Here is a 25,462-nt window from a genome sequence, read left to right as displayed (position 1 = left end):
GAAGAAGAACGATAGAATTACGCCGTGACCTGCTGCAAGGCACGCACGAGGGTGTTTTGTGCCAGCTCCACTTTATAGCGGTTGTGCTCACGGGGCTGCGCGCCCTGCAAGGCGGCAGCAGCGGCCACCCGGAAAGTAGTTTCCGTAGCCGGCTGGCCAGTCAGCGCCTTTTCTGCTTCCCTGCTGCGCCAAGGCTGGGCCCCTACCCCACCTAGCGCCACCCGGGCCGAACGGATGGTGCCACTCTGCACGTCCAGCCCCACCGCAGCGGAGGCCAGGGCGTAGGCGTAGCTGCTACGCTCACACACTTTCAAGTAAGTGGAGCGCTGGGCGTGCGCGGCAGTGGGAATGGTAACGGCCACAATCAACTCACCGGGTTCGAGCACCGTTTCCCTGTGGGGCGTACTGCCAGGGAGCAGGTAGAAATCGGTGAGAGGTACCTGCCGCTGCTTGCCCTTCCCCTTTTCAAGCGTAAGCACCGCATCAAAGGCAGCCAAAGCCACCGACAAGTCGCCGGGGTAGGAATTGGCAATGCAGCTGTCGCTCACCCCGAGAATAGCCAGGTTGTGATTGTCGCCTTTCAAGGCAGGGCAGCCGGAGCCAGGGACCCGCTTGTTGCAGGCAAAGGCTGCGTCGCGGAAAGCATGGCTTGGTCGGGGCTCTCCACCGGAAACAGCCGTTCCAGCAGCTCCAAAAACAGGGCGGTAATGCGCGACGAAGCGTTTTTGTGCTGCACGAAGCTCTCGGTGGGCTGCATGCGAAGCGCCTCGTGGATAAGCAATTGCAGGTACGTACGAATCAAGTCGCCCTTGTAGAGATACTCGGTATTCTGCTCGGTCAGAATCTTCTGGAAGATACTCTTGGCATAAGCAGCCTGCTCCGCGCTCAGATGAAAGATGGGCGTACCGCCGACTTTGAACAGCGGCGACTGTTGCAGACTTTCCGACCGGTCGTTTTCTTTCATAAATGCCTCCGTGAACAAGCACGCGTATCCTGTCAGCCGCGGGTCGTGCAACTCCACGGAGTAAGGAATGTGTGGGTTGGCAAACATGAGGCTGGGGCCACTAATGCCAATGCTACGGTCTGCATAATGGACGGTGCAAGGACTGGTGACAAGCGCCACCTTGTAAAAGTCGCGGCGGCGGTACGCATGGCTCGGGCCGGCGGCCGTATCAACCTGATACGCCTTAACCCCCTTTAGCTTCAGCTCCTGAGGATTCAGGTCGTCGTGGCTGGTCATGGGCTGCGTGGTGAGGGCTACTCCGAGGGCCATAATGGTTAAGCGGTAAAAGCTCTCTTCTGCGGGTGCTGCGTCAGGAAAGATACTTCTTTGCACCCAATGCGCCTCACTAGTCCAAGGCGCTAGCAAGTACGGGGCGCAGCTGCTGGCACCTTGGGTTCAGCTGATTGGCGGTTAATCGTGAATTTTCCGCTCGCTAATCCACTTGACCATGTTTGGGTCGCGGTGGTCGAAGAAAAGGCTGGCCTTGGTGTCGAGCGTGGCAATAGCCTGCATATCCTCTGAGCTCAACTCGAAGTCGAAGATGTTGAAGTTCTCAGCCATCCGCTCGGGGCGCACGGACTTTGGAATGGCAACCACCCCGCGCTGGATAAGCCAGCGCAAGACCACCTGGGCCACCGATTTCTGATACTTGCCGGCAATGGAGCCCAGCAGCTCGTTGCGGAACAGGTTGTTCTTGCCCTCGGCAAATGGCCCCCACGACTCAATCTGCACCTTATTCTCGGCCATGAACTGCTGCTCCTCTACCTGCTGATGAAAGGGGTGTGTTTCCACCTGGTTCACGGCGGGCACCACCGCATGCTGCACGATAAAGTCCATCAGCCGGTCGGGCGCAAAGTTGCTGACGCCAATGGCCTTGATGCGGCCTGCCTGATAAAGTTCTTCCATTGCCCGCCAGGCCCCGTGCACGTCACCGTAGGGCTGGTGAATGAGGTACAAGTCCAGGTAGTCGAGCCCGAGCTTCCGCCTGGATATTTCAAACGCCTGCTTGGCGCCTTCGTAGCTGGCATCCTGCACCCAAAGCTTGGTGGTGATAAATAATTCCTCGCGTGGTACGCCACTACGCTGGATAGCCCGGCCCACGGCTTCCTCGTTCATATAGGCCGCCGCGGTGTCAATGAGCCGGTAGCCGGCCTTTATGGCTTCGTACACGCTGTTTTCACACTCGGTGGGGTCAGGAACCTGGAACACGCCGAAGCCTAGCAGGGGCATTCTGACGCCGTTGTTTAACGCTACTGTCTGCATGGTGTACCCGAATAAGTTGATTGTAAAGACGCACGCTGACGCCACGCCTTTTGTCACGGCGGCACTCATTCCCGCTTGCGGAACGGCCCTCGCTGCTACTGATTTGCCCTGCAAAGGTCCGGCAGTTTAGCGCGGCCGGAAAAAGCGAACCAAACCAAAGAGTATACAATTCAAACAATTTCCGGCGCGGAGTTTCGTGGGCTGATGCCTCACCGACACGCCCGTAGTTGGTTTGCCCTTTGGTATTGCGGGGCAGTTGCTGGCGGCTGCCACCTGGCCCCACCCTTCTTGGTGTGGGGCACAAGTGCCACGTGGGTCATGGGCTGCTTCAAGAGAGGGCCGGGCCAATGCTTGCCCCCCTGGTGGGGCCTAGCATGCTGTTACCCTGGCGTAGCCGCCGCTTGGGCCGGCCCTTCCGCTAGCAATATTATACTTTATTGGCTATGAGCTTATTACCTGCGTTTATTAGTTCGAGGACTGGCTTTGCGGGTGCAGCTTATGGTGTAATAGCCGTGCAGCCTCCTCAAGCAAAGGCAAATCGGTGGTGCGCTCCTGGCAGCGCTGCAAATCGTAGTGGCAGAGCGTACCATACGCTCTGCCCTGAGCGTCGCGGATCAGCACGCCGCAGTAGGAAATAACAGGCGTTTCCACCCCGGCCGCTTGCGGATCTGTTAGCGCGTCGAGAATCTGGAGTGGGGCCTGCTGGCGGCCCACCAGTGCACAATACGTTACGGCAAGGGGTACATCCTCGCCCTGCCGAACCGCGGGCTGATAACGGTCAAAGAGTGCTTCATTGCGTAGCATCTCCCCATCGAAGCGAAATACGCCAGTGTAACGGTGCGGGGTGCGGCTGTTGAGGTATTCCAGCGCCTGATGCGTCCCCTGCTGTAGGCAAGCCGTAAACGCATTAATCTCGGGCTGCATGGAAATATCAGCGCTTGAAGCAGATGTACTCATAGAGAAAAGTAGCGAAATCCCGCCGCAATTAGCTGGGTGGTAGAGGTTAATAGGAGCTGCCTTCCTCGGCTGCAAGAGAGGCTACACAAGCAAAAAACCAATCAGGCGCGTCCTTGTGCCTGGCGTAGCCATTCCTGAGCCTCCTCAATAGTCGAGAACAAGCGCATCTGTAGTTGGTCGCCGATGCCTACGTGCATCGCCTCGCCAGAAAGAGCGGCCAGTGCTTCGGGGCTGACAACCTGCGCAAAATGCGTCAGGCCTTGCGCGCTGGCTCTAGGGGCCCAGTCCTTGGCAATCCATTCTACGGCGTGGTCCCAGGGGCCCAGCACATGGCGGTTGTCGTTGAGCAGGTAGGCACATTGATGCTCGCGTAGCGGGTGCAGGCAGGCATCGGCACCGGCAATAATACCAATATATGTCTGGTAACCAAGCCAGTTATTATACACCCACTGATTGGCCGCATCATACTCAATGGTGAGATATACGTGACCGAATCCGTTAACTAATTCGAGGGGCATGCGTGAGAAAGGAATCGATAAACAAGAGGCACTGGCGGGTGCAGAATGAAATGCGAAAAGCCGAACTATAAGCGCGTTACAAAAGCAGTAATACGCAAAGCAACCGATTTGGATTACACCCCTGCTCTCGAAACCCGGAACCCATTCTGAGAACAAGCCGAAGTTGTAAAGTATCCGGCTGGATAAAGTTGTCTTTTATGACGAAAGAAAGATTAAACTTTATTATGTTCGGGTTTCATCAATTGCCTTACCTGGCGGCATCTGCGTGAAACCTGTTTTGTTGGGTTTGTTCGGCGTCTTTGCTTTTGGTGATGGTAAAGGCTATGCACTTGGCTGCCAGCTGCTAAAGCGCCATATCCTGTATTACTTGTTTTCTTTCCGAGCAGTAGCCGCAACCCGCATCCGGGTTACCTTGTCATTCGGGGCAGCGTGCTACAATAGCTTCTCTTCTCATTTCTGCCTATGAAAACACTGTTTCTTTCCGCCACGTTATTACTTGTTGCTGTTGTGTCTGAGGGCCAGGATTTTAAGTATCAAACTCCGCCTAAAGCGCTTCAGGATCTGCTGCTGGCACCGCCCACGCCCCGCGTCAGCCTTGCCTCAAATGGCCGCACGCTGGCTTTGCTGCAAGTGCAGGACTTTCCGACCGTAGCCGAACTGGCGCAACCCGAGCTGCGCTTGGCGGGCTTGCGCATCAACCCGCGTACCAACGGCCAGAGCCGGGTGAGCTACGCGGTGGGCATCAAGCTGAAAACCTTGCCCAACGGTACCGAAATCGAGGTAAAAGGCCTACCGGCTCAGGCCCGTATCAGCGACGTGAGCTGGTCGCCTGACAACAAAACCATTGCCTTCGCCCTGACCACGCCCGGCTCCGGCACCGACGGCCGCGTGGAACTTTGGGTGGCTGATGTGGCCGGGGCCACGGCCCGCCGCCTACTGTCCACGCCCCTCAACGATGCGTTTGGCAATTCCTTTGATTGGGTTTCCGATAGCAAAACGATTTTGGCCTGCATCGTGCCGGCTGGCCGGGGTGCCGCGCCTTCGGCCGACACTGCGCCTACCGGCCCGGCGGTACAGGAAAGCGGTGGCGGCATCAAAACGGCAGCCCGCACTTACCAGGATCTGCTGAAAAACCCCGCCGATGAGCGGCTGTTTGACTATTACGCCACTTCCCAGCTGGTGAAGGTGAACGTTGCCGATGGCACGGCGCAGCCTCTGGGTCAGCCCGGCCTGATTCAAACGGCCTCGCCCTCACCCGATGGCAAATACGTAATGCTGCGCACCCGCCACCGGCCGTATTCTTATACGCTGCCCATCAGCCGGTTCCCGCAGCGCATCGATGTGCTGGATTTGGCTACCGGAGCCTCGGTGAAATCGGTGGTTGATTTGCCTTTGGCCGACGCCGTGCCCATTGGCAACGATGCAGCCCCCACTGGCCCGCGTAACCATGGCTGGCGTGCCGATGCGCCCGCCACGCTCTACTACGTGGAGGCCCAGGACGGCGGCAACCCCAAAACGAAAGCCAACATTCGCGACAAAATATTCACCCTGGAAGCGCCATTTACGAGTGCGCCGCAAGAGCTGGCTGCTTTGCCCTTGCGCTTTGGCGGCCTCAGCTGGGGCACCAGCCAACTGGCTTTGGTGGGTGGCTACCGTTGGGCCGACCGCCACGAAACCACCTGGCAACTGAACCCGAGCAAGCCCAGCGCACCGCTTGCCGTGTTGTTCGAGGGGTCGTCGGAGGATAAGTACAAGGACCCCGGCACGCCGTACGAGCACCGCAATGCTCAGGGCAAATCGGTGCTGCTCACGGGTGGGCCTACGGGCCAAAGCGTGTACTTGCTAGGCGCGGGGGCTTCGCCCGAAGGCGACCGGCCTTTCGTGGATGAGCTGGACTTAACCAGCAAGAAAACCACCCGCTGGTGGCGGTCAGCAGCCCCCGTGTACGAGGTGCCAGTGGCCATTCTGGATGCCAGCGGCAAGAACCGGCAGTTGCTCACCCGCCGCGAGTCGCTCACTCAGTCGCCGAACTACTACCTGCGCGACGCCACTAAAAAGGACAAGCTCACGGCCGTAACCAAATTCCCGAATCCGTATGCGGCGTTTGGCGGCAGCTTCCCGAAGCAGGTGCTGAAATACAAGCGCGCTGATGGCGTGGATTTGACGGCCAACCTCTACCTGCCCCCGAACTACAAGAAAAGCGACGGCCCGCTGCCCACGCTTATGTCGGCTTATCCTCTGGAATTCAAGGACAAAAACACTGCCGGGCAGGTTAGCGGCTCACCCTACACCTTCACGCGCCTGGGGGGCGGCTCGCCGGTATTCTGGGTTACGCAGGGCTACGCCGTGCTAGAAAACGCCAGCGTGCCGATAGTGGGCGAGGGCAGCAAAGACCCCAACGACACCTACATCGAGCAGCTGGTGAGCAGCGCCAAGGCGGCCATTGATGAAGGAGCCCGCCTGGGCGTAGTGGACGCCGACCGGGTGGGCGTGATGGGCCACAGCTACGGCGCCTTCATGACGGCCAATCTGTTGTCGCACTCCAACTTGTTTAAAGCGGGTATTGCCCGTAGCGGCGCCTACAACCGCACCCTCACGCCTTACGGTTTCCAGGGCGAAGAGCGCAGCTACTGGCAGGTGCCCGAAGTGTACAACACCATGTCGCCGTTCAACTACGCCGACAAAATGAAAACGCCCATCCTGCTGATTCACGGCGAGGCCGACAACAACCAGGGCACTTTCCCCATTCAGAGTGAGCGGTACTTTTCCGCTCTCAAAGGGCAAGGCGCTACCGCGCGCTACATAGTGCTGCCGGCTGAGGCTCATGGCTATGCCGCCCGCGAAAACATGCTCCACGTATTGTGGGAGACAAATGCGTGGCTGGAGAAATACGTGAAGCCACTTAAGCCAGCAAATTAGTGCACTAAAAAAAGCGTCCATTAAAAGCGAAAAGCCTGAACTACCACTTGGTAATTCAGGCTTTTTCATGTGCATCTATCCCTATGGCCGGTTCTCTTTTCCGGAACAGCCGCTACTCAGGTTTTTCTAACCCTGTATCAGGTGAACGATGCTTTCCTTTTTGCTAGTGTCTGCATTAAAAAACATGTAGAGACAATGTTTACTTGAAAAAGTACAGAAATACACCTTTAAACTTGCAATTTATATTACTTCTACAAGATAACCTATTAAGAAATCGATTGCAATATTCGTAATATCAGGGCTTATTTATAAATAAAAATGCTACCCTGATTATGCAATTGTTAATATTATGTTTTTAATTAGCACTTATAACTGGAAGTAGCTCAACTTATAACACCACTTGCATGGGAAGACATTACACTCATTGCTGTTTGCGAGGCCGACATCAAAAAAGGGCCATTTGTGGACAAGAGAGTAGAATGTTACCGGTAAAATAGTAAATGTAGCAGGGTCGGTACGCTCAAGTACACCAGCCATTGTTCAGGCTCCTTTTCTGGCTTATACCCATCATTGTGAGTACGTTGGTGCGCTCCACTCAGGAGTAGCAACAGGAATATAGCTGCCGGAAACTGCCCGCCACTGAGGTGCTCCTAGCACCGTTTCTTGCTGCTTTTGGAGCGTGCATACAGGTCATTCGTGGGGTAGCTACTGAGGTAGTTAGAGCTAGGCCTTTCAACTGCCTGAGATAGAATAGCAAGTGTAGGGCAAGCGGCAAACCGGGAAGGGGCAGGGAAACAGTAGAACAGGGCAATCAACACTCGTTCATTCAACAAATCATAATCCATATGAAGAAAGCTTTACTTTCCAGCTTTGTTTTGATGTCGGCCCTCCCCATGCAGGCGTGGGCGCAAAGCAAGGCGGTGACAGGGCGAGTAACGGATGCCATTACCGGCGAAGGAATGCCTGGGGTAACCGTTCATTTGAAAGAGACTTCCACGGCGGCACCAACTGATGAAAAGGGCAACTACAGCATCAGTGTACCGGCCGGCGGAGGTACGCTGGTGTTTACCTTCATTGGCTACCTCAACAAAGAGGTGACCGTTGGCAGCCAGTCCACAATCAACGTGAGTTTGGCCAGCGACTCCAAAAGCCTCAACGAGGTAGTGGTAGTAGCATATGGCACCGCCGACCCGGCTACGTACACCGGCTCCGTGGCGCAGATTGGGGCCGAGAAGCTGGCGCAACGGCCAGTAACCAACATTACCAACGCCATTGCGGGCCAAGCTCCCGGGGTGCAGGTTTCGGCGGGTTCCGGGCAGCCGGGTGCCGGCCCGGATATCCGCATCCGCGGGTTCAGCTCGGTGAACTACGCCAACGACCCGCTGTACGTAGTGGACGGCGTACCGTACACGGCCGGTTTGTCGAACCTGAACACGGAGGATATTGCGAGCATCTCGGTGCTGAAGGATGCCGCCTCCACCGCCCTCTACGGCTCCCGGGCCACCAACGGAGTGGTGATGATTACCACCAAGAAGGGCAAGAAAGACCGGGTACAAGTGAATCTGAGAGCGTTGCAGGGCGTTTCCTCGCGGGCGGTGCCTGAGTATGAGCGGGTAAACGCGCAGGAGTATTACCCCTTGATGTGGGAAGCCTACCGGAATAGCCTGGTTAGCAACACCGTTACCATTGCGCAGGCCAGCCAGCGGGCCACCAATGACATCAAGGGCCTGTTGGGCTACAACCCGTTCAATGTGCCGAACAACCAGATTGTTCTGCCCGACGGCACCCTGAACCCGGATGCGCAGTTGCTGTGGGGCGACGACCTGGACTGGGAAAAAGCCCTGACCCGGGACGGTTCCCGCTCCGACTATACCGTGAGCTTCAACGGCGGGTCTGAGAAGAGCGACTACTACGTTTCGCTGGGCTACCTGAACGAGAAAGGGTATGTAATTAAGTCGGACTTCCAGCGGTTCGCGGGCCGGCTGAACGTCAACAGCAACCTAACCAAGTGGTTTAAGGCGGGCGTGAACCTGAACTACACCCTCACCAACTCCAACCAGGCCAATACGGGCAGCTCCACGGGCTTCGTAAACCCCTTCTTCTTCAGCCGCGGCGTGGGGCCTATCTACCCCATCTATCAGCACGACCCGACTACCGGAGAATACGTGCTCGATGCGAATGGCCAACGGATATATGATTTGGGCGGCTCCTCGCCCACTATGACCCGCCCCGTGTACCCCGGCCGGCACATTGTGGCCGAAACCGAATGGAACAACTACCTCTACCGGCGCAATGTGCTGGGTGGCCGAACCTACGGGGAAATCACCTTCCTGAAAGACTTCAAGTTCACGGCCAACTTCGCGGCGGATATCACCAACTACGAAGAGCAGACCTACGAGAACACCGTGGTAGGGGATGGGGCGCCGGCCGGCCGGGCGGGCCGCGTGCTCTACAACCTGACGAGCTACACCGCCAACCAGCTGCTCAACTACACCCGCACGCTGGCGGACGTGCACACGGTGGATTTCTTGGTAGGCCACGAGAACTACAACCGGAGCCGGGACTACCTGAGCGGCACCAAGTCGGGAGAGGTAATTGCCGACAACACCGAGCTGCAGAACTTCAGCACCATCAACAGCTTCAACACCTACCTGCAGGAACACCGGATAGAGTCGTACTTCGGGCGGGCAAACTACACGTACAACGACAAGTACACCGTGTCGGCCTCGTATCGGCGCGACGGGTCTTCCCGGTTCTACAAGGACGTGCGCTGGGGTAGCTTCTGGTCGGTGGGGGGCTCTTGGCGCTTGGATCAGGAAACCTTCTTCACCAAGCCCAACTGGGTTGACATGGTGAAGCTCCGGTCGTCGTACGGCCAGGTGGGCAACGAAAACCTGGAAAATGCCGACGGCAACCAATACTACGCGTGGCAGGCGCTCTACACGCTGGGCCAGAACAATGCCGCCGAGCCGGGCTTCTCGCAAGCAAGCTTAGGCAACCGGGGCCTGGTGTGGGAAAAGAACAACAGCTTCGATGCGGGGTTGGAATTCTCCTTGTTCAAAAACCGCCTGAACGGTTCGGCGGAGTATTTCAAGCGGACCTCCAAGGACCTGTTGTTTGAGGTGCAGCTGCCGCTGTCGAGCGGGGTAGCCAACCGGATTGAAAACGTGGGCACGATGTACAACCAGGGGGTCGAGCTGCGGCTGGCCGGTGACATCATCAAAACCGACGCCTTCAACTGGAACCTGGATGTCAACTGGACCACTTTCAAAAACGAGATAACCAAGCTGCCTTACCCCGAGCTGGTATCCGGCACCAAGAAGCTGAAAGTAGGCGAGGATTTGCAGTCGTTCTGGCTGCGCGAGTACTACGGCGTTGACCCCGATAACGGCAATGCCCTCTACCGCGCCAACACCTACATTGAGGCCAACAGCAAGATCATCGGCGCCGATACCGTGACTTCGAATGCCAACAACGCCCGGTTCCATTACGCCGGCACGGCCATTCCGAAGTTCTCGGGCGGCATTACCAATACCTTCTCTTACAAGGGCTTCACCCTGTCGGCACTGCTTACCTACTCGGTAGGGGGCAAGTTCTACGACAGCCAGTATGCCACCCTGATGAACCACGGCACCTACGGCGGTGCCATGCACAAAGACATGCTGGACCGGTGGCAAAACCCCGGTGATATCACCGACGTGCCGAAAATGCAAGCCGGCAATACGGCCAACTTAGCCGCCGCTTCCGACCGGTGGCTGATTGACGCCTCGTACCTGAACTTCCGTTCGATGAGCTTGAGCTACAACATTCCGGCTCCTCTCACCACCCGCCTCAAGCTGCGCAACGTGAACATCTTCGCTACGGGTGAAAACCTGGCGCTGGTTTCCAAGCGCAAAGGCATGAACGTGGCCCAGACTTTCTCGGGTACCACGTCGGCGGTATATGTGCCTGCCCGGGTGCTTTCGCTGGGGTTGAATCTTTCTTTGTAGCAACTGATTGGACTGATTGGTCATGAAAAAGACGATATACAGCGCGTTGCTAGCCAGCGCCATGATTTTTTCCTCCTGCGACAAGGAGTACCTGGAAACCGCCCCCACCACGGCCGTAACGGAGGGCGACGTGCTATCCAGCACCAAAAACGGCATGGCCGCGCTGAACGGTATCCACCGGATACTATACTTACAGCACAACGGCAGCCAGAACCAAGGTGGCGAAGGCTCAAACAAGATTATGATGGATGCCCTGGGAGAAGACTGGGTGCAGACAATAGGAACCAGCTGGTGGTCTGGGGAGCACAACTGGATTGCCCACCGGAATGCCACCTCCACCACCACGTACAACCACGCCTGGTATTATTTCTACTACCGCGTTATCGCCAATGCCAACGTGCTCATCAATGGGTTAGGCAACGCCACCGGCCCGGAAGCGGAAAAGCAGATGATAATTGGCGAAGCGCTGGTATACCGCGCCTGGGCTCATTTTCAGTTGGTACAAGTATTTGGCGAGCGGTACGACGCCAATAAAACCAACAGCCAGCTAGGCGTACCCCTAATGACGACCAACACGACGGTAGGCCAGCCGCGCGCTACCGTGGAGGAGGTGTACACCCAAATCAATACGGATTTGGATGCGGCCATTGGCATGCTGACCGGCGCGGCCAACCGCCCGGCCAAATCCCACTTCAATGCGGCCGTAGCTAAGGGCATCAAAGCCCGGGTGGCCCTCACCATGCAAAACTGGCCCGTGGCCGCGCGCTTGGCGCAGGAAGCCATTCAGCAGAGTGGCGCTACCCTCATGAGCCGGACGCAATACACGAGTGGGTTCAACAGCATCGACAACCCGGAATGGCTATGGGGCAGCAAAATGCAAGCCGACCAAACCAGCTACTTCTATTCCTTCTTCGCCTATATGTCGGCCAACTTTAGCTCGACCGTTATCCGGCAGAATCCGAAGAAGATCAACTCGGTACTTTACAACCAAATTCCGGCCACCGACATCCGCAAGGCGCTTTGGGACCCTACCGGCGCCAGCATTCCGGCCCCGGCTACGGGCGTGAAGGCGCCGTACGGGCATAAGAAGTTTCTGGTGGCCGACCCCAACCTAAGCATCGGGGACGTGCCGCACATGCGCTTAGCCGAGCTGTATTTGATTCAGGCCGAAGCCCAAGCCCGGCAAGGGCTGGCTGCCGCTGCTGGCACGCTGTTTACGTTGGTGAGTGCGCGCGACCCGCAGTATGTGCGGTCCACCTTCACCGGGCAGGCCTTGGTAGACGAAATCCTGTTCCAGCGCCGCATAGAGTTGTGGGGGGAAGGGTTCCGGTTCCTGGACTTGAAGCGCACCAACAGCGCGTTGGATAGAACGGGCAAAAACCACATCACGCAATGGGCCTGGATTCTTACCGGCAGCAACTTCCGGGTTGAGCCTGGGGCCAAGGAGTGGCAATTCGTATTCCCGCAGGCGGAGCTCAATGTCAACAAAGCCATTGTGCAGAACCCGCTGTAGCAATGCGTTGTCTGGGGCTGAATATCCTGAAGTAGTGTATTCACGCTCCCAGTGGACATGAAAAGAGCCGCTCCAAGGAGCGGCTCTTTTCATGTCCACTGATACTTCTAGCGCTACTTTATCGGCTTGCCCGTAGCGTCCAGCAAGGTCACTCTGCCGGGAGCAAACTTCTTTACCTCTTCGTACTGCGTGGCTTTGTCGCCTACTACCACGTACACCAGCTCGTTTTCCGGCATATACTTGCCAATGGTAGCTTGGAAATCGGCCACGCTCATCTGCATCAGCTGCTGCTGGTCGTCCTCCAGAAACTTCGGCGACTTGTTGAACTTACTGATGCGGCGCAGGATGCCCAGCTTGGCGCCCTGGCTTTCGTAAACCAAGGTGTTGCTCTTCATGATTTTGCTTTTGGCAGTTTCTGCGTCCACTGCACTGAAGGTAGGGCCGTAGTTGGTTAGTAGCTCCCGAATGAGCTGCAACGAGGCGCCGGTGGCGTTGGCCCGCACGCTCGTTGAAACCACAAACGGGGCCATTTCCTTTTGTTCCTGCACCGTTGAATACGCCCCGTACGTGTAGCCTTTCTGGATGCGCAGCAGCTGGGTCAGGCGCCCGCTAGAGCCGGCCCCGAGCAAGGTATTGGCAAACGTGGCTTTGCTCAGGTCGGGGTCGGTGCCGCTCAGCGCCAGCTTGCCAATGTACAGCACGGACTGCTTGGCGTCGGGCACATCAATGAAATACACGTTGCCGCCGAGGGTTTGGCTTGGAATGGTTTGCTTGGGCATAGCCACGGTTTTGGCGGCCCACTTGGTTTCCAAGGGCTTTAGCGCCGCCGCCACCGTGTTCTGGTCGATGGCGCCTACCACGTGCACGGCCGCCCCGGAAGGCGAGATGTTGGTGTTGTAGTAGGTTTTCAAATCGTCCAGCGTGATGCCGGCCGTGGTTTCCAGCGTGCCACTACCTGGGGTGCCGAGGATGTGGTTGGGGCCGTACAGCAGCTTGAGAAAGTTCTGGTTGGCTACGTACGCTGCGTTGGCTTCCTGCCCTTTCAGGTTGGTGGCCAACGAGCTTTTCAGGCGCGCAAACTCAGCGGCGTCCCAGCGGGGCTGTAGCAGCATTTCCTGCACCAGCGCCAGGGTGGGCGCAAAATTGCGGGCCAGGCAGCGGGCCTGCACCCGGATTTCTTCGTTGGTGCTGTTCACCGAAATGGTAGCTCCCAGCAAGTCAATGGCTTCTTCCAGCTGGGCGGGGGTTTTACTGGCGGTACCCTGCGTAAGCATCTGCGCCATCAAAGAAGCGGTACCCGCCTTGGCCAGTGGGTCCAGGTAATGACCACCCGGAATCGTTACATCAAACGAGACGAGCGGAATTTCGCGGTTATCGATGCCGTACACTTTCAGGCCGTTGGCCAGCGAGGTATTCCAAATGGCCGGCACCTTGAATAGTGGCGTTGCTAGGAAGGGCGGCTCGGAACGGTCGTATTTGGTGACGGTTTTTTCAAACACGGCCTCCTTGCCCTGTCCTACATCCTCGTTCTGCACCCCGGCAACCACTTTTTCCTGGTACACCGAAGCCAACTGCGCGCCCTGCACTATCAGGTTTTGCTGGCCCTTGGGCACCACGCTGGTCATCACATAGGGTTTGCCTTTCAGGTACTGGTTGTACACCCGCATCACGTCGGCCCGCGTCACGGCCTGGGCCAGCTTTGCGGCTTTGGTGATGTAGGCCGGGTCGTTGCCAAACTCGTTGTCGCGGCCCATTTGTAGGGCTTTGCTCAGCACCGATTCCACGCCGGAGTACAAGTCGGTTTCAATTTTGGCCCGGATGCGGGCTAGTTCGGTATCGGAAAAGCCCTGGGTTTCAAACCGCTTGAGGCCTTCCTGGATGGCACTGTGCACCTGCTGCAAACTGGTATTGGGGTTGGCGCGCACCTGAAGAATGAACTCGCCCGCCAGCTCGCTGCTGTATTGATACGCCCCCACGTTGGGGGCCAGCTTTTGCTCTTCCACAATCACCTTGTACAGCGGCGACGTACGGTTGCCGGCCAGCAGCTGGCTCAGCACCTCCAAGGCGTAAGTGTCGCGGTGGTATTCCTGAATGCTGGGAAACACCAGCTGCAACTGCGGCAGGCGGGCAAAGTTGTCTTCCAGGTACAGCGACTTGGTTTGGGTGAGGCCGGCCGGCCGGGGCGCGAGCGGCTTAACGGCCGGCCCTTTCTTAATCTCCCCGAACCAACGCTGCACTTTGGCCTTGGTTTCGGCAATGTTGATGTCGCCGGCAATTACCAGCGTGGCGTTGTTGGGGCCGTAGTACTGGTGGTAGAACTCCTGCACGTCGGCCAGGGTAGCGGCCTGCAAATCCGGCAGCGAGCCAATTACCGTCCAGTTGTAGGGGTGGTCGGCGGGGTAGAGGTTTTTGCGCAGCACTTCGTTAGTGAAGCCGTAGGCCACGTTGTCGTAGTTCTGGCGCTTCTCGTTTTTCACCACCTGAATCTCGCGGGCCAAGGCTTCGGCCGTCACGGTTTTAATCATGTAGCCGAGCCGGTCGGAGTCGATCCACATGATTTTGTCGAAGGCATCCTTGGGTACCACTTCGTAGTACTGCGTGCCATCGTTCCAGGTGCTGCCGTTGCGCTGCCCGCCCCACTCCTCAATGAGCTTGCGGTTGGCGCCCACCGGGGCATTCTCCGAGTCGTTGAACGACATGTGCTCGAAGAAATGGGCAAAGCCGGTTTTGCCTGGTTTTTCGCGGTTGGAACCCACGTGCATGACGGTGGCAAAAGCCACAATCGGGTCGGAGTGGTCTTCGTGCAGCACCACCTCCAAGCCATTTTCCAGCGTAAACTTTTCGTACGGCAAGGCAAACGAGTTGGCCTTGGTTGCCGCAGCAGGCTTCTTGGTGGTTTGGCCGTAAGCTGATGTAAATGAAGCAGCTGCAAGTAACAAAGCTGCAAGCTTAGTGGTCTGACGCATCGTTGAGGGAAAGTGGGTGCTAAGACAAGAAAAGCAATAGTAGTTGTTTTATTGCAACGGGTAATAAGCCGCTGGCAGGTTCCATTGGCATTGTTTTCCGGGGCTGGTGCAAGCGGCCAACAAAAGGCCCGAACAGGTGGCCAGAGAACCTATCCGGCGCTCAAGGTTTAGCACAAAGGCTAGCTGCTGCAACACTGATGGCTATCTGGCTCACCTTACTCCTTCTTATTGCCTTTATTGATAAAGCGTTTCCCCACGGCGCCGGCTGTACGGCCCTTGTTTCATGCATTGCGGGCGGCCGATTGATGCAATAGAAGGCCACCTGAAAGGCCAAAGCCGTATAAGAAGCCCCAAGTATTTTCTCTGGACAATCTGGGTTTGTTCTCGTTCCGGCCTTAGCACTGTTCGCGGGCTGTTCTATTCTCTTTCCGCTTGCTTACTTGCCGTTATGAAGCACACCACGCACACGTTTAAGACAGTTGCCACCAAAGGCGGGAAACAATACGTGGAGGTGAAAGACCGCCTCCTTTATCTGGCCCACCATTTCGAAGGCGAATACAGCATCGAAACCGATTACCGCTACTTTGCCTCGCGCAAGATGTGGGTGGTGAAGGCCACGCTCACGCTCACCCAAAACGGTGCCACCAACACCTATACCGGCTTGGCGCAGGAGCTGGAGAGTGAGAAATATGGAGCCGTCAACAACACCAGTGCCTTGGAAAACGCCGAAACCAGCGCCGTGGGGCGCGCGCTGGCAATGGCGGGCATCGGCATTGAGTCGGGTATTGCCAGCGCCGATGAAGTACGCAAAGCCGAAAGCCGCGCCGAACGCAATAAAGCTGCAAAGCCCGAAGGTGAGGTAGCACCGCAAGTTGCAGCCCGCCCCGAAGCTGCCGCCGCCGCAACAGGTAGCCAGCAAGCAGAAATAACCCGCCTGCTGGCCCATGATGCCTTCACCGAAAAACAACGGGTAGCCGCCCTAGCCGCACTACCTACCATGTCGGAAACGGCCGCCGCGCAGGCTATCCTCACCATGCAAGGCCGCATCACCGAGCACGAGGGCAAGGCTGTCAGTTAATGGCTGAGCATTCTAGCAAATAAGACATGCCTCAGCCGCAGCGCTAATACTGCATCTGAGAGGTGGTAAGGCCGCACATTCAGCTGCCAGTGCCCGTTGACCAGCGCTGCTACCAGCCGCAACCTGTGGGCGCTGCTGCTAGAACATCTTCATCGACGGAGCGTTGCCTATTGCTGAGCCAGCAACCAATCGATGGCTACGTCCTCCCGGTCGAAGTGCTGGTACACCAAAGTGGATTGCCGCATGGCCTGCTGGCTGATGCTGTGCAGGGCTAAGCGCGCAAATAAGTGGTTGGCACTCACCAAGGCTCCGTACCGGTAGCCTTGCTCTGCGGCGCGGGGCAACCAATCAAGCACGTACCACGCCGTGTCTTCGTTGGAGGGAGGAACCATCTGGCGTTGGTCGCTGAGCACTTTGCTGTAGCCGAGGGCGTGCAGCGCGTGTAAGATGTACTCAAATACTGCGCGCGTAGCAGCACCCGAGGCTGATCCTGGCAACCAAGTCAGGTGAAGAAAGCCAGCAGGATGAATTGAAAGATGAGCCGCTTCGTTTTTAAAGGAGCCCACCGGAATTGCCACGGACGTAACCATCAAGACGAGGAAAATAAGAATGGCGGCAGCAGACGGACAGCGGACTGCTGCCGCGCTACATCAACTCTACCTGCTTGTACGAAAGCGGGCTATAAACTGCTATCATTCCTCCTTCAGGGCCACTCACGGCTGCTCCATTCCCCAGGCTTTAGCAGCTGCTTCCTACTCGCGGCAGTGGTAAACGCAGCCACGGCATCGTAGGCCCGCTCACTTGTAGCCCCCAATGCCATTGGGGGGCCAGCTTGTGAGGTACCACCCGCGCCCGGAGCGCAACATCACCCACCCCCAGGCACACGTTGCAACTACCGCCGACCAGCCGCTCAGTTGCTGCATTACCCCCGGTCTGCCTGCCGGAACTGCCGGGGCGATAAGCCCATCAGCTTCGTGAACACGCGGGAAAAGTAGTACACGTCGTCGAAGCCTAGTTGGCCGGCTACTTCCTTGATGCGCAACTTGCTGTAGGCGAGCTGCTGACAGGCTTCCTGCATTTTCAGGAAATTGAAAAACACGATGGGCGAACGGCCCGTCTGCGCCCTGAACACGGCCGAATAATACGAGGCCGACAACCCCGCTTGCGCCGCCAGCTCCGCCACGGTGAAACTGCGGGCCAGGTGCTCACGCATGAACCGAATGGAGTGGGCAATGCTATGCGCCGCGGGCGAAAGTTGTGCCGGGTGGGTGGCCGAGGGCAATAGCGCCAGCAGAAAGTGAGGCAAGCGGGCACTGGCCTGCACCACGCCGGCCAGGGTAGCCGATAAAGTGAGCTGCGAAAAGAGTTCCTCGAACAGTTGGAACCGCTCGTCGGTGGGTAGCACAGTGGCGGGCCCTGCGGGAGTATGCTCCATTAGGTAGGTGTAGAGGGCCGCGGCCTGGGTACCGGTGAAGTGCAGCCAGTAGATAGTCCAGGGTGTGGTTTCGTCGGCGGCATACTTGTGAGGTACGTGCGCCGGCAGAATAATCCATTGGCCCGCCCGCAAGGTGTATTTTTCAGCTTGGTTGAGTTGGTACCAGCCGCTGCCTTGCACGCAGTACAGCAGAATGTATTGTGCACTGCCCGTCCGCCGGGTGCGCTTATGAGCCTTGGCTACCGGATAAAAGCCGATATCGGTGAGGTGCAGGCCCTGGCACAGAGGGTGAGCCGCCGCTTCGTGCAGCAAGGGTACCGGCAGGCGGTAGCTACGCTGGCCGTGGAATCCGTCTTTCATAAGTGCGAAAGGTAGCGCGCCTGCTTACAAGTTGTATCGTCCATCTTTTCGTTGGAAAAGCCATTTTCAACCGATTGATAGCTGCTCATCTTTGTAGAGGATGCTTTGCAATTGCTTGTCGGTTGCGCCCCCCCCTCCTGTACTGCGCCGGGCCGCGGTGGAACGCTCCTGCTTTCTGCTAGCAGCCCTTTCACCACCTACTCCCACCCGCGCCCATGGCTTCCCGCCCACCTGAGTTTGCCGCTTCCCCCGTAGTTGTTCAATCCACTTACATCGTTGGTATTGCCTTCATTGCGGCGCTGGGAGGCTACCTGTTTGGGTTCGATTTTGCGGTAATTTCCGGGGCCTTGCCTTTTCTGCGCCAGCAATTCGGGCTTACCGCGTGGTGGGAAGGCTTTCTTACTGGCTCGTTGGCGCTGGGCTGCATGGCGGGCTGCTTGGTAGCCGGCCAGCTTGCAGACCGCTACGGGCGGCGGCCGGGGCTGCTGCTGGCGGCGGGCATCTTTCTGGTTTCGTCGGTGGGCATGGCGGTAGCGCCAGGCCTGGGGTTGTTTGTGGTGGCGCGTTTTGCCGCCGGCATCGGGGTCGGAATGGCTTCCATGCTGAGCCCGCTCTACATTGCCGAAGTATCGCCGGCGGCGGTGCGGGGCCGCAACGTGGCCATCAACCAGCTCACCATCGTCATCGGCATTCTGGTAACCAACCTCGTGAACTACTTCCTGGCTGATACCGGCCCCGATGCTTGGCGCTGGATGTTTGGGCTGGGGGCAGTACCGGCCGGGCTGTTTCTGCTGGGGGTGATGTGGCTGCCCGAAAGCCCCCGCTGGCTGGCGCAAGCTGGGCGGTTGCCCCAGGCAGAGGCCGTACTGCGCAAGATTGGCAACGCAGCCTTTGTTGAGACGACGCTGGTGGGCTTGAGCGCCCCGGTAGACAAGGAGCCCCGGGCCCGGTTTCGGGATGTGCTGAGCATGGATGTGCGGCCGGCGGTGGTGGTGGGCGTGGCGCTGGCCGTGTTTCAGCAGTTCTGCGGCATCAACGTGGTGTTCAATTACACCTCCACCATCTTCGCGGCGGTGGGCGCCGACCTCAACCGGCAGCTACTCGAAACCATTGGCATCGGGGTGGTCAACCTGGGATTTACGCTGGTGGCCATGTTTTTGGTGGATAGGCTGGGGCGGCGGCCGTTGCTGCTGTTTGGCTCTCTGGGGCTGGCGGTGCTGTACCTGGTGTTGGCGTTTTTGCTGCAACGCCACGCCGCGCCGGGGCTGGTATCGGGGGTGGTGCTGGCCGCTATTGGCACCTACGGGCTGTCGTTGGCCCCGGTGACGTGGGTGGTGATTTCCGAGATTTTCCCGACCCGCATCCGGGGCGTGGCCTCTTCAGTAGCCACGGTGGCCTTGTGGGGGGCCTATTTTGTGCTGGTGTTCACGTTTCCTGTGCTGGCTCAGGCCATTGGCACCTACGGGCCCTTTTACCTCTACGCGGGCATTTGCCTGCTGGGCTTCTTCTTCGTGCGGGCCAACGTGCAGGAAACCAAGGGCCAGACCCTGGAACAATTGGAAGGCTCCTTCGCCCGGCACTAATTCTTACTTCTGAACCGCTAACCAGCAACGAGCCTCTATGCGCACTCCAACGGTATCTGTGTGGCAGGAAACGGTGAGCATTCCCACCTACGCAGTAGGGAAGCCCGATAAAAACCCGATGTTCTTCGAGAAGCGGGTGTACCAGGGCAGCAGCGGCGCCGTGTACCCGCACCCGGTCATCGACAAGATTTACGACGAGAAGCAGGACCGTAACTACATCGGCCTGTTTCTGGAAAACAAGTACCTGAAAATCATGATTCTGCCCGAACTGGGCGGGCGGGTACAGATGGCCTACGACAAGCTCAGGCAACGCCATTTCGTGTACTACAACCAGGTGATTAAGCCCGCGCTGGTCGGCCTGACCGGGCCCTGGATTTCGGGCGGCATCGAGTTCAACTGGCCCCAGCACCACCGCCCCAGCACGTTTGACCCCGTGGATTTCCGGTTGGAAGAACACGCCGACGGCAGCTGTACGGTGTGGGTGAACGAGGTGGAGCGCATGTTTGGCACCAAGGGCCTGACCGGCTTCACGCTGCACCCCGACCGGGCGTACCTGGAAATCAAGGCCCAGCTCTACAACCGCACGCCCTTGCCCCAGACGTTTTTGTGGTGGGCCAATCCGGCCGTGCGCGTCAACGACGACTACCAATCGGTGTTTCCGCCCGACGTAAACGCGGTATTCGACCACGGCAAGCGCGACGTATCGACCTTCCCCATTGCCACCGGCACCTATTACAAGGTCGATTATGCACCGGGCACCGACATTTCGCGCTACCGCAATATTCCGGTGCCCACCTCGTACATGGCTATCCACTCCGACTACGATTTTGTGGGCGGCTACGAGCACGACACGCAAGCCGGGCTGCTGCACGTGGCCAACCACCACGTGTCGCCGGGCAAAAAGCAGTGGACCTGGGGCCACGGCGACTTCGGGCAGGCCTGGGACCGAAACCTGACCGACGAGGACGGCCCCTACATCGAGCTGATGACGGGCATGTTCACGGATAACCAGCCGGATTTCACTTGGCTGATGCCCTACGAGGAAAAGTCGTTTACGCAGTACTTTTTGCCTTACCAAGCGCTGGGCGTGGTGAAAAATGCCACCAAAGACGTGCTGGTGAACGTGGAAGCCGTTGGCGCCACCGAAGTGGAGGTGAAGGTGTTCGTAACGTCGGCCCAGCCCGGCTGCCGGGTGCAGCTGCTGCTAGCTGGCCAGGCAGTACTCGACGAAACCCACGACCTGGCACCCGAGCAAAGTTTTGCGCACCGTGTAACCTTACCCGCGGGCACCACCGAGCAGGACTGGCTACTGCTGATTCAGGACACCCACGGGGTTGAGCTGCTGCGCTACGCCCCGGCCGCCAACAAGCAAAACGAGGTACCTCAGCCCGCCAAGCCGGCTCTGGAGCCTGCGGCGGTGGAAAACAACGAGCAGCTTTTCCTGACCGGCCAGCACCTGGAGCAATACCGACACGCCACCTACAGCCCCGTGCCCTACTACGAGGAAGCCTTGCGCCGCGACCCGCAGGATGCGCGCAACAACAACGCGCTGGGGGGGTGGTATTTACGCCGGGGTCAGTTTGCGAAAAGTGAGTTGTACTTCCGGCAAGCCATTGCCACCCTCACCCAGCGCAACCCCAACCCCTACGATGGAGAAGCCTACTACAACCTGGGGCTTAGCCTGAAGTACCAAAACCGGGTTGACGAAGCGTACAATGCCTTTTTCAAAGCCACCTGGAGCAGCGCCTGGCAGGATGCGGCCTACTTTGCCGTGGCACAACTCGATATGGCCCGCGGCCACTACGCGCTGGCGCTGGAGCACATCAATTGGGCCCTGGACCGCAATGCCCGCAGCAGCAAGGCGTACGTGGTGAAGGCCGCCGCTCTGCGCTTGCTAGGCCGCACCTCGGAAGCCTTGGCCACCGGTACCGAAGCCCTGCGCCGGGACGGGTTCAACCTGGGGGCACTACTGGAACAGGCACTAACGTATCGGTTGAGTAACGATGCGGCGGCGCAAACGTGCATCAGCCAAGTGCAAACGTTGGCCCGCGGCAATGCCCATACACTCATTGAATACGCCCTCGACCACGGGGCCATGGGACGCTACGATGAGGCAGTGCAGCTACTCACCATTGCCCGGTATTTTGCGGCTTCTGACCCACTTGCAGCTTACCATTTGGCCCGTTTCCGGCAGCTGCAAGGCGACGCCAGCCAGGCCCTGGTAGCGGCTCGGCAAGGCGCCGCCACGCCAGCCAGCCGGTATTTCCCCAATCGGCTGGAAGATATTGCGGCCTTGCAGCTGGCCACCAGCCTCAACCCCACCGATGCCCAAGCGCCTTATTTGCTCGGCAACCTCTGGTACGACAAGCGGCAGTACGACGAGGCCATTGCCGCCTGGGAGCTGGCCACTGTCCGGGCCCCGGCTTTCCCTACCGCCTGGCGCAACTTGGGCATTGCCTATTTCAACAAACGCAACCAGCCCGAGCAGGCCTTGGCCTGCTTTGAAAAAGCCTTTGCGCTGGACCCAACCGACGCCCGCGTGCTCATGGAGCTGGCCCAGCTCTACCGCCGCCTGAACCGAACACTACCCGAGCAGCTGGCTTTACTGGAAACCCACCTACCCCAGGTCGAATTCCGCGACGACCTGTACCTGGAGCGCGTTGCTTTATACAACCAACTCAACCAGCCGGAGCGCGCGTATCAGCTCCTGATGAGTCGTCAGTTCCACCCTTGGGAAGGCGGCGAGGGCAAGGTATCGGGCGAGTACCTGCGGAGCCTGACCGAACTGGCTAAAGCCGACCTGCACGCGGGCCGGCCCGCCAATGCCGTGGCCCGCCTCACCCAGGCCCTGGCCCCTAGCTACCCCCGTAATCTGGGCGAAGGGAAGCTGCCCGGTGCTCCCGAAAACGAGCTGCACTACTGGCTTGGCTGCGCTTACGAAGCGTTGGGCCAGCCGGAGGCGGCCAGGGCCGCCTGGCAGCACGCTACCACCGGCAACAGCAAGCCCGCGGCCGCCCTGTTCTACAACGACGCCCAGCCCGACCAGATTTTCTACCAGGGCTTGGCTTGGGAGCAATTAGGCAACATGGAGCAAGGGCAAATCATTTTTAACGGCTTGCTTCACTACGGCCAGCAACATCTGGAGGACGACGTGAAACTCGACTACTTTGCCGTGTCGCTGCCTGACTTATTGATATTCGAGGACAACCTAAGCCAGCGCAATGCCCTGCATTGCCGTTACCTCATTGGGCTGGGTTACCTGGGTTTGCACCACTTGCCCGAGGCCGAAGCTGCCTTAACCACCGTGCTAACTCAGGACCAACGCCATGCCGGCGCCCACACGCATTTGCAGCTGCTGCGCCGGCCTTTCCCTGCCTTTCTTTCCACGTAATGCCGTGAAGCTATCCTCTTTCCTTGTAGTTATACTGGCCTTAGCAGGCAGCCACCAGGGGCTTGCCCAACCAGCGGCGGGCCCGTTGGTGGTGGATGCTACCGTACCTGCCCCACCCCCCGAAACCGGCTACCTGCGCCTGGGCACCAGCACCGCGCCCAATGGCCACACGCTGGGCGTGAACAGCCAGTACCTCACCCGCGACGGGCAGCCCTGGCTACCCGTCATGGGCGAATTTCACTTCTCCCGCTTTCCCAAAGCCCGCTGGGAAGAGCAGCTGCTGAAGATGAAAGCCAACGGCGTGCAAATCGTGGCGTCCTACCTGTTCTGGATTTTTCACGAGGAAGAGCAAGGCAAATTCAACTTCTCTGGCGACCGGGACTTCCGCGCCTTTGTGCAGCTCTGCGCCAAGCACCACCTATTGGTGCTGGCCCGCATTGGCCCTTGGAACCACGCGGAGTTGCGCAATGGCGGGTTTCCTGATTGGCTGGTGAAGCAGGTGCCAGCGGAGGCACTGCGCAGCAATGCCCCCGCCTACCTGGCCGCCGTGCGCCCCTATTGGCAGCAGTTACGCGCGCAAAGCAACGGCTTGCTGTGGAAAGACGGCGGCCCCATCATCGGCATTCAGCTCGAAAACGAGTACAACCGCGGCAAAACCGGCCAGGGCGCGGTGCACATTCAGCAGCTCAAAGAAATGGCCTTGGCCGAAGGCTTCGACGTGCCCTTCTACACCGTAACCGGCTGGCAGGGGGCGCGCTACCCCGAGCAGGAGGTGCTGCCGGTATTCGGCGGCTACCCCGACGAGCCCTGGGGGCGCGGCCCCGCCAAGATGGCGCCGGTGGAGGTGTACAACTTCCGCTTCAAAAGCCGCGAGGGCGGCAACTTGGGCATCCAGGGCGGCGAAACGGCCCCGCGCAACAACCCCGCGCAGCTGGCGCACTATCCTTTTCTGGGGGCCGAGTTTGGGGGCGGCGTACCGGTGATGTACCGCCGCCGGCCACTGCTCGCCCCCGCCGATGTGGCCGCCATGCTGCCCGTGCAATTGGGCTCGGGGGTGAATCTGTACGGCTACTACATGTTTCACGGGGGCCGCAACCCGCCGGGCAAGCTGTCCTGGTTACAGGAATCGAGCCGCACCAGCAGCTACAACGATTTGCCCCGCATCGGCTACGATTTTCAGGCCCCACTCGGCGAAACCGGGGCCGAAAGCCCCCTCTTCGCCCAGCTCAAGCTGGTGCATTATTTTCTGAACGAGTTTGGCCCCCAGTTGGCCCCGATGGCGCCGCACGCGCCTGCCGTGCAGCCCACCAACGCCAGCGACCTAGCCGTGCCGCGCTGGTCGGTTCGTACGCAGGGCCAAAGCGGCTTCCTGTTCCTGAACAACTACGTGCGCAACTACCCGATGCCCGCCCGGCCCGGCGTGCAGTTCGCGGTGCAACTACCCGGCGAAACGCTCACGTTCCCCCAAACGCCCGTTACGGTCCCAGCGGGCAGCTACTTTATCTGGCCCTTCAACCTCGACCTTGGCGGAGCAAAGCTGAAATACGCTACTGCCCAGCTATTTACCAAGCTCACCGTCGGCCCCGAGCCCTACTACGTTTTTTTCGCGCAGCCCGGCATTCCGGCTGAGCTGGTGTTCGATGCGGCCACGGTGCAAGCCGTAAGCACTCCGGCCGGGCCCGTGGCGGCCACCAACGGCCAAGTGCGCGTAGCGGATGTGCAGCCCGGCCCCGGCGTGGCCCTCACGGTGCAGCCGCGTACCGGCCCGCCCGTGCAGGTACTGCTCCTCAGCGAAGAACAAGCCCGCCAAACGTGGAAAGCGCCGCTGGCCGGGGCCGAGCGCCTGGTGATGACACCCCAGGAAATCTACTTCCAGGGCAACCAAATTCACTTACAGGCGGAGGGGCAGCCCGCGTTTCAACTCGGCCTGTTCCCGGCCCTGCCCGCCGCGCCTACGGGTAGCCTGACCCTCAAAAAAGGCTCCGTCAATGGCTTGTTCCAGACGTACACGGCTACCGCTCCTACCCGTACCATCAGCGCTAAAACGGCCTTGCTCAAGCCGGCCGGTACGGTGCCGCCCATCCGGTTCGGCGGGCCGGCCAAGGGTGCTGTGGAACCCAGCGACTCCACCTACCAGCAGGCGGCCCGCTGGCAACTCACGCTCTCCAACGCCAAGCTCAACGGCCTGGACGATATTATTCTGCGCTTCACGTATGCCGGGGATGCCATTCGCCTGGCCGCCGGCTCCCGGCTCCTCACCGATGATTTCTACAACGGGGCCCCGTGGCGCGTCAGCTACCGCAACCTGGTGGCCGACAACCTGCACAACCCCTTGACGATAAGCGTGTTGCCGCTGCGCCAGGATACTCCTATCTACCTCGAAGATGGCCGGCGGCCCACGTTTCCGGCTAGTGGCCAGGTAAGCGCGCTACAGCAAGTAGAAGCCATTCCGCGCTACCGCCTCGCGGTAAAAACCATCAACTAGCT

At 59.0% G+C, this 25,462-nt stretch carries 15 protein-coding genes; 7 read left to right on the top strand and 8 right to left on the bottom strand.

Annotation, left to right across the window (positions count from 1 at the left end):
• Positions 1 to 17: 17 nt before the first annotated feature.
• From J0X19_RS24870 to J0X19_RS21530, 5 genes are all read right to left on the bottom strand, one after another.
• Positions 18 to 584 (bottom strand): FAD binding domain-containing protein, encoded by a 567-nt coding sequence (locus J0X19_RS24870; protein ID WP_242583146.1) that lies wholly within the window; start codon positions 582 to 584, stop codon positions 18 to 20.
• The gene (locus J0X19_RS24865; RefSeq protein ID WP_242583143.1) at positions 581 to 1,273 is read right to left on the bottom strand and encodes a hypothetical protein; all 693 of its coding nucleotides are present in this window, start codon (positions 1,271 to 1,273) and stop codon (positions 581 to 583) included. Before J0X19_RS24865 ends, J0X19_RS24870 begins: the two co-directional genes overlap by 4 nt.
• 141 nt (positions 1,274 to 1,414) lie before the next feature.
• Complete coding sequence (locus J0X19_RS21540; protein ID WP_307788501.1) at positions 1,415 to 2,233, bottom strand: aldo/keto reductase; 819 nt, start codon at positions 2,231 to 2,233, stop codon at positions 1,415 to 1,417.
• Between the two features lie 498 nt (positions 2,234 to 2,731).
• Entirely contained in the window at positions 2,732 to 3,223 is a 492-nt protein-coding gene (locus J0X19_RS21535) for a hypothetical protein (RefSeq protein ID WP_206986484.1), read from the bottom strand.
• A 101-nt stretch (positions 3,224 to 3,324) separates the two neighbouring features.
• Positions 3,325 to 3,741: an STAS/SEC14 domain-containing protein gene (locus tag J0X19_RS21530; protein ID WP_206986483.1), complete on the bottom strand. Its 417-nt coding sequence runs from the start codon at positions 3,739 to 3,741 to the stop codon at positions 3,325 to 3,327.
• Between the two features lie 462 nt (positions 3,742 to 4,203).
• Here J0X19_RS21530 and J0X19_RS21525 point away from each other — a divergent pair, with 462 nt between their 5' ends.
• The 3 genes from J0X19_RS21525 to J0X19_RS21515 all read left to right on the top strand — a co-directional run bounded on the left by J0X19_RS21525 (position 4,204) and on the right by J0X19_RS21515 (position 12,162).
• On the top strand, positions 4,204 to 6,660 hold the full coding sequence (locus J0X19_RS21525; protein ID WP_206986482.1) for a prolyl oligopeptidase family serine peptidase: 2,457 nt from the start codon (positions 4,204 to 4,206) through the stop codon (positions 6,658 to 6,660).
• A gap of 845 nt (positions 6,661 to 7,505) precedes the next feature.
• Positions 7,506 to 10,649, top strand: a complete 3,144-nt coding sequence (locus J0X19_RS21520) for a SusC/RagA family TonB-linked outer membrane protein (RefSeq protein ID WP_206986481.1) — start codon at positions 7,506 to 7,508, stop codon at positions 10,647 to 10,649.
• A 22-nt stretch (positions 10,650 to 10,671) separates the two neighbouring features.
• A complete protein-coding gene (locus J0X19_RS21515; RefSeq protein ID WP_206986480.1) occupies positions 10,672 to 12,162 on the top strand; it encodes a RagB/SusD family nutrient uptake outer membrane protein in 1,491 nt (496 codons plus the stop codon).
• 113 nt (positions 12,163 to 12,275) lie between these two features.
• Here J0X19_RS21515 and J0X19_RS21510 read toward each other — a convergent pair whose 3' ends face one another.
• Entirely contained in the window at positions 12,276 to 15,128 is a 2,853-nt protein-coding gene (locus tag J0X19_RS21510) for a M16 family metallopeptidase (RefSeq protein ID WP_206986479.1), read from the bottom strand.
• Positions 15,129 to 15,576: 448 nt separating this feature from the next.
• On the opposite strand from J0X19_RS21510, the gene J0X19_RS21505 reads away from it, so the two are divergent.
• Complete coding sequence (locus tag J0X19_RS21505; protein WP_206986478.1) at positions 15,577 to 16,206, top strand: hypothetical protein; 630 nt, start codon at positions 15,577 to 15,579, stop codon at positions 16,204 to 16,206.
• A gap of 167 nt (positions 16,207 to 16,373) precedes the next feature.
• On the opposite strand, the gene J0X19_RS21500 is transcribed toward J0X19_RS21505, so the two are convergent.
• Together J0X19_RS21500 and J0X19_RS21495 are read right to left on the bottom strand one after the other, a co-directional pair.
• Positions 16,374 to 16,799: a hypothetical protein gene (locus J0X19_RS21500; protein ID WP_206986477.1), complete on the bottom strand. Its 426-nt coding sequence runs from the start codon at positions 16,797 to 16,799 to the stop codon at positions 16,374 to 16,376.
• A gap of 329 nt (positions 16,800 to 17,128) precedes the next feature.
• On the bottom strand, positions 17,129 to 18,001 hold the full coding sequence (locus J0X19_RS21495; protein ID WP_206986476.1) for an AraC family transcriptional regulator: 873 nt from the start codon (positions 17,999 to 18,001) through the stop codon (positions 17,129 to 17,131).
• Positions 18,002 to 18,216: 215 nt separating this feature from the next.
• Between J0X19_RS21495 and J0X19_RS21490 the strand changes: the two genes are divergently transcribed.
• The 3 genes from J0X19_RS21490 to J0X19_RS21480 are packed head-to-tail and all read left to right on the top strand — an operon-like array spanning position 18,217 to position 25,460.
• Positions 18,217 to 19,584, top strand: coding sequence for a sugar porter family MFS transporter (locus tag J0X19_RS21490; RefSeq protein ID WP_206986475.1), 1,368 nt, complete (start codon positions 18,217 to 18,219; stop codon positions 19,582 to 19,584).
• Positions 19,585 to 19,621: 37 nt separating this feature from the next.
• Positions 19,622 to 22,975 (top strand): DUF5107 domain-containing protein, encoded by a 3,354-nt coding sequence (locus J0X19_RS21485; RefSeq protein WP_206986474.1) that lies wholly within the window; start codon positions 19,622 to 19,624, stop codon positions 22,973 to 22,975.
• 4 nt (positions 22,976 to 22,979) lie between these two features.
• On the top strand, positions 22,980 to 25,460 hold the full coding sequence (locus tag J0X19_RS21480) for a beta-galactosidase (RefSeq protein WP_206986473.1): 2,481 nt from the start codon (positions 22,980 to 22,982) through the stop codon (positions 25,458 to 25,460).
• Positions 25,461 to 25,462: the final 2 nt, after the last annotated feature.

The organism is Hymenobacter telluris, from assembly GCF_017313265.1.
Taxonomy (GTDB): domain Bacteria; phylum Bacteroidota; class Bacteroidia; order Cytophagales; family Hymenobacteraceae; genus Hymenobacter; species Hymenobacter telluris.
This window is presented reverse-complemented; position numbering and strand designations above follow the sequence as displayed.

Bases quoted from the DNA above. Each gene is read 5' to 3' on its own strand.
- J0X19_RS21520 (WP_206986481.1), top strand. From the start codon at position 7,506: ATGAAGAAAGCTTTACTTTCCAGCTTTGTTTTGATGTCGGCCCTCCCC.
- J0X19_RS21485 (WP_206986474.1), top strand. From the start codon at position 19,622: ATGCGCACTCCAACGGTATCTGTGTGGCAGGAAACGGTGAGCATTCCC.
- J0X19_RS21510 (WP_206986479.1), bottom strand. From the start codon at position 15,128: ATGCGTCAGACCACTAAGCTTGCAGCTTTGTTACTTGCAGCTGCTTCA.
- J0X19_RS24865 (WP_242583143.1), bottom strand. From the start codon at position 1,273: ATGGCCCTCGGAGTAGCCCTCACCACGCAGCCCATGACCAGCCACGAC.
- J0X19_RS21495 (WP_206986476.1), bottom strand. From the start codon at position 18,001: ATGAAAGACGGATTCCACGGCCAGCGTAGCTACCGCCTGCCGGTACCC.
- J0X19_RS21535 (WP_206986484.1), bottom strand. From the start codon at position 3,223: ATGAGTACATCTGCTTCAAGCGCTGATATTTCCATGCAGCCCGAGATT.
- J0X19_RS21540 (WP_307788501.1), bottom strand. From the start codon at position 2,233: ATGCCCCTGCTAGGCTTCGGCGTGTTCCAGGTTCCTGACCCCACCGAG.
- J0X19_RS21525 (WP_206986482.1), top strand. From the start codon at position 4,204: ATGAAAACACTGTTTCTTTCCGCCACGTTATTACTTGTTGCTGTTGTG.
- J0X19_RS21505 (WP_206986478.1), top strand. From the start codon at position 15,577: ATGAAGCACACCACGCACACGTTTAAGACAGTTGCCACCAAAGGCGGG.
- J0X19_RS21490 (WP_206986475.1), top strand. From the start codon at position 18,217: ATGGCTTCCCGCCCACCTGAGTTTGCCGCTTCCCCCGTAGTTGTTCAA.
- J0X19_RS21530 (WP_206986483.1), bottom strand. From the start codon at position 3,741: ATGCCCCTCGAATTAGTTAACGGATTCGGTCACGTATATCTCACCATT.
- J0X19_RS21515 (WP_206986480.1), top strand. From the start codon at position 10,672: ATGAAAAAGACGATATACAGCGCGTTGCTAGCCAGCGCCATGATTTTT.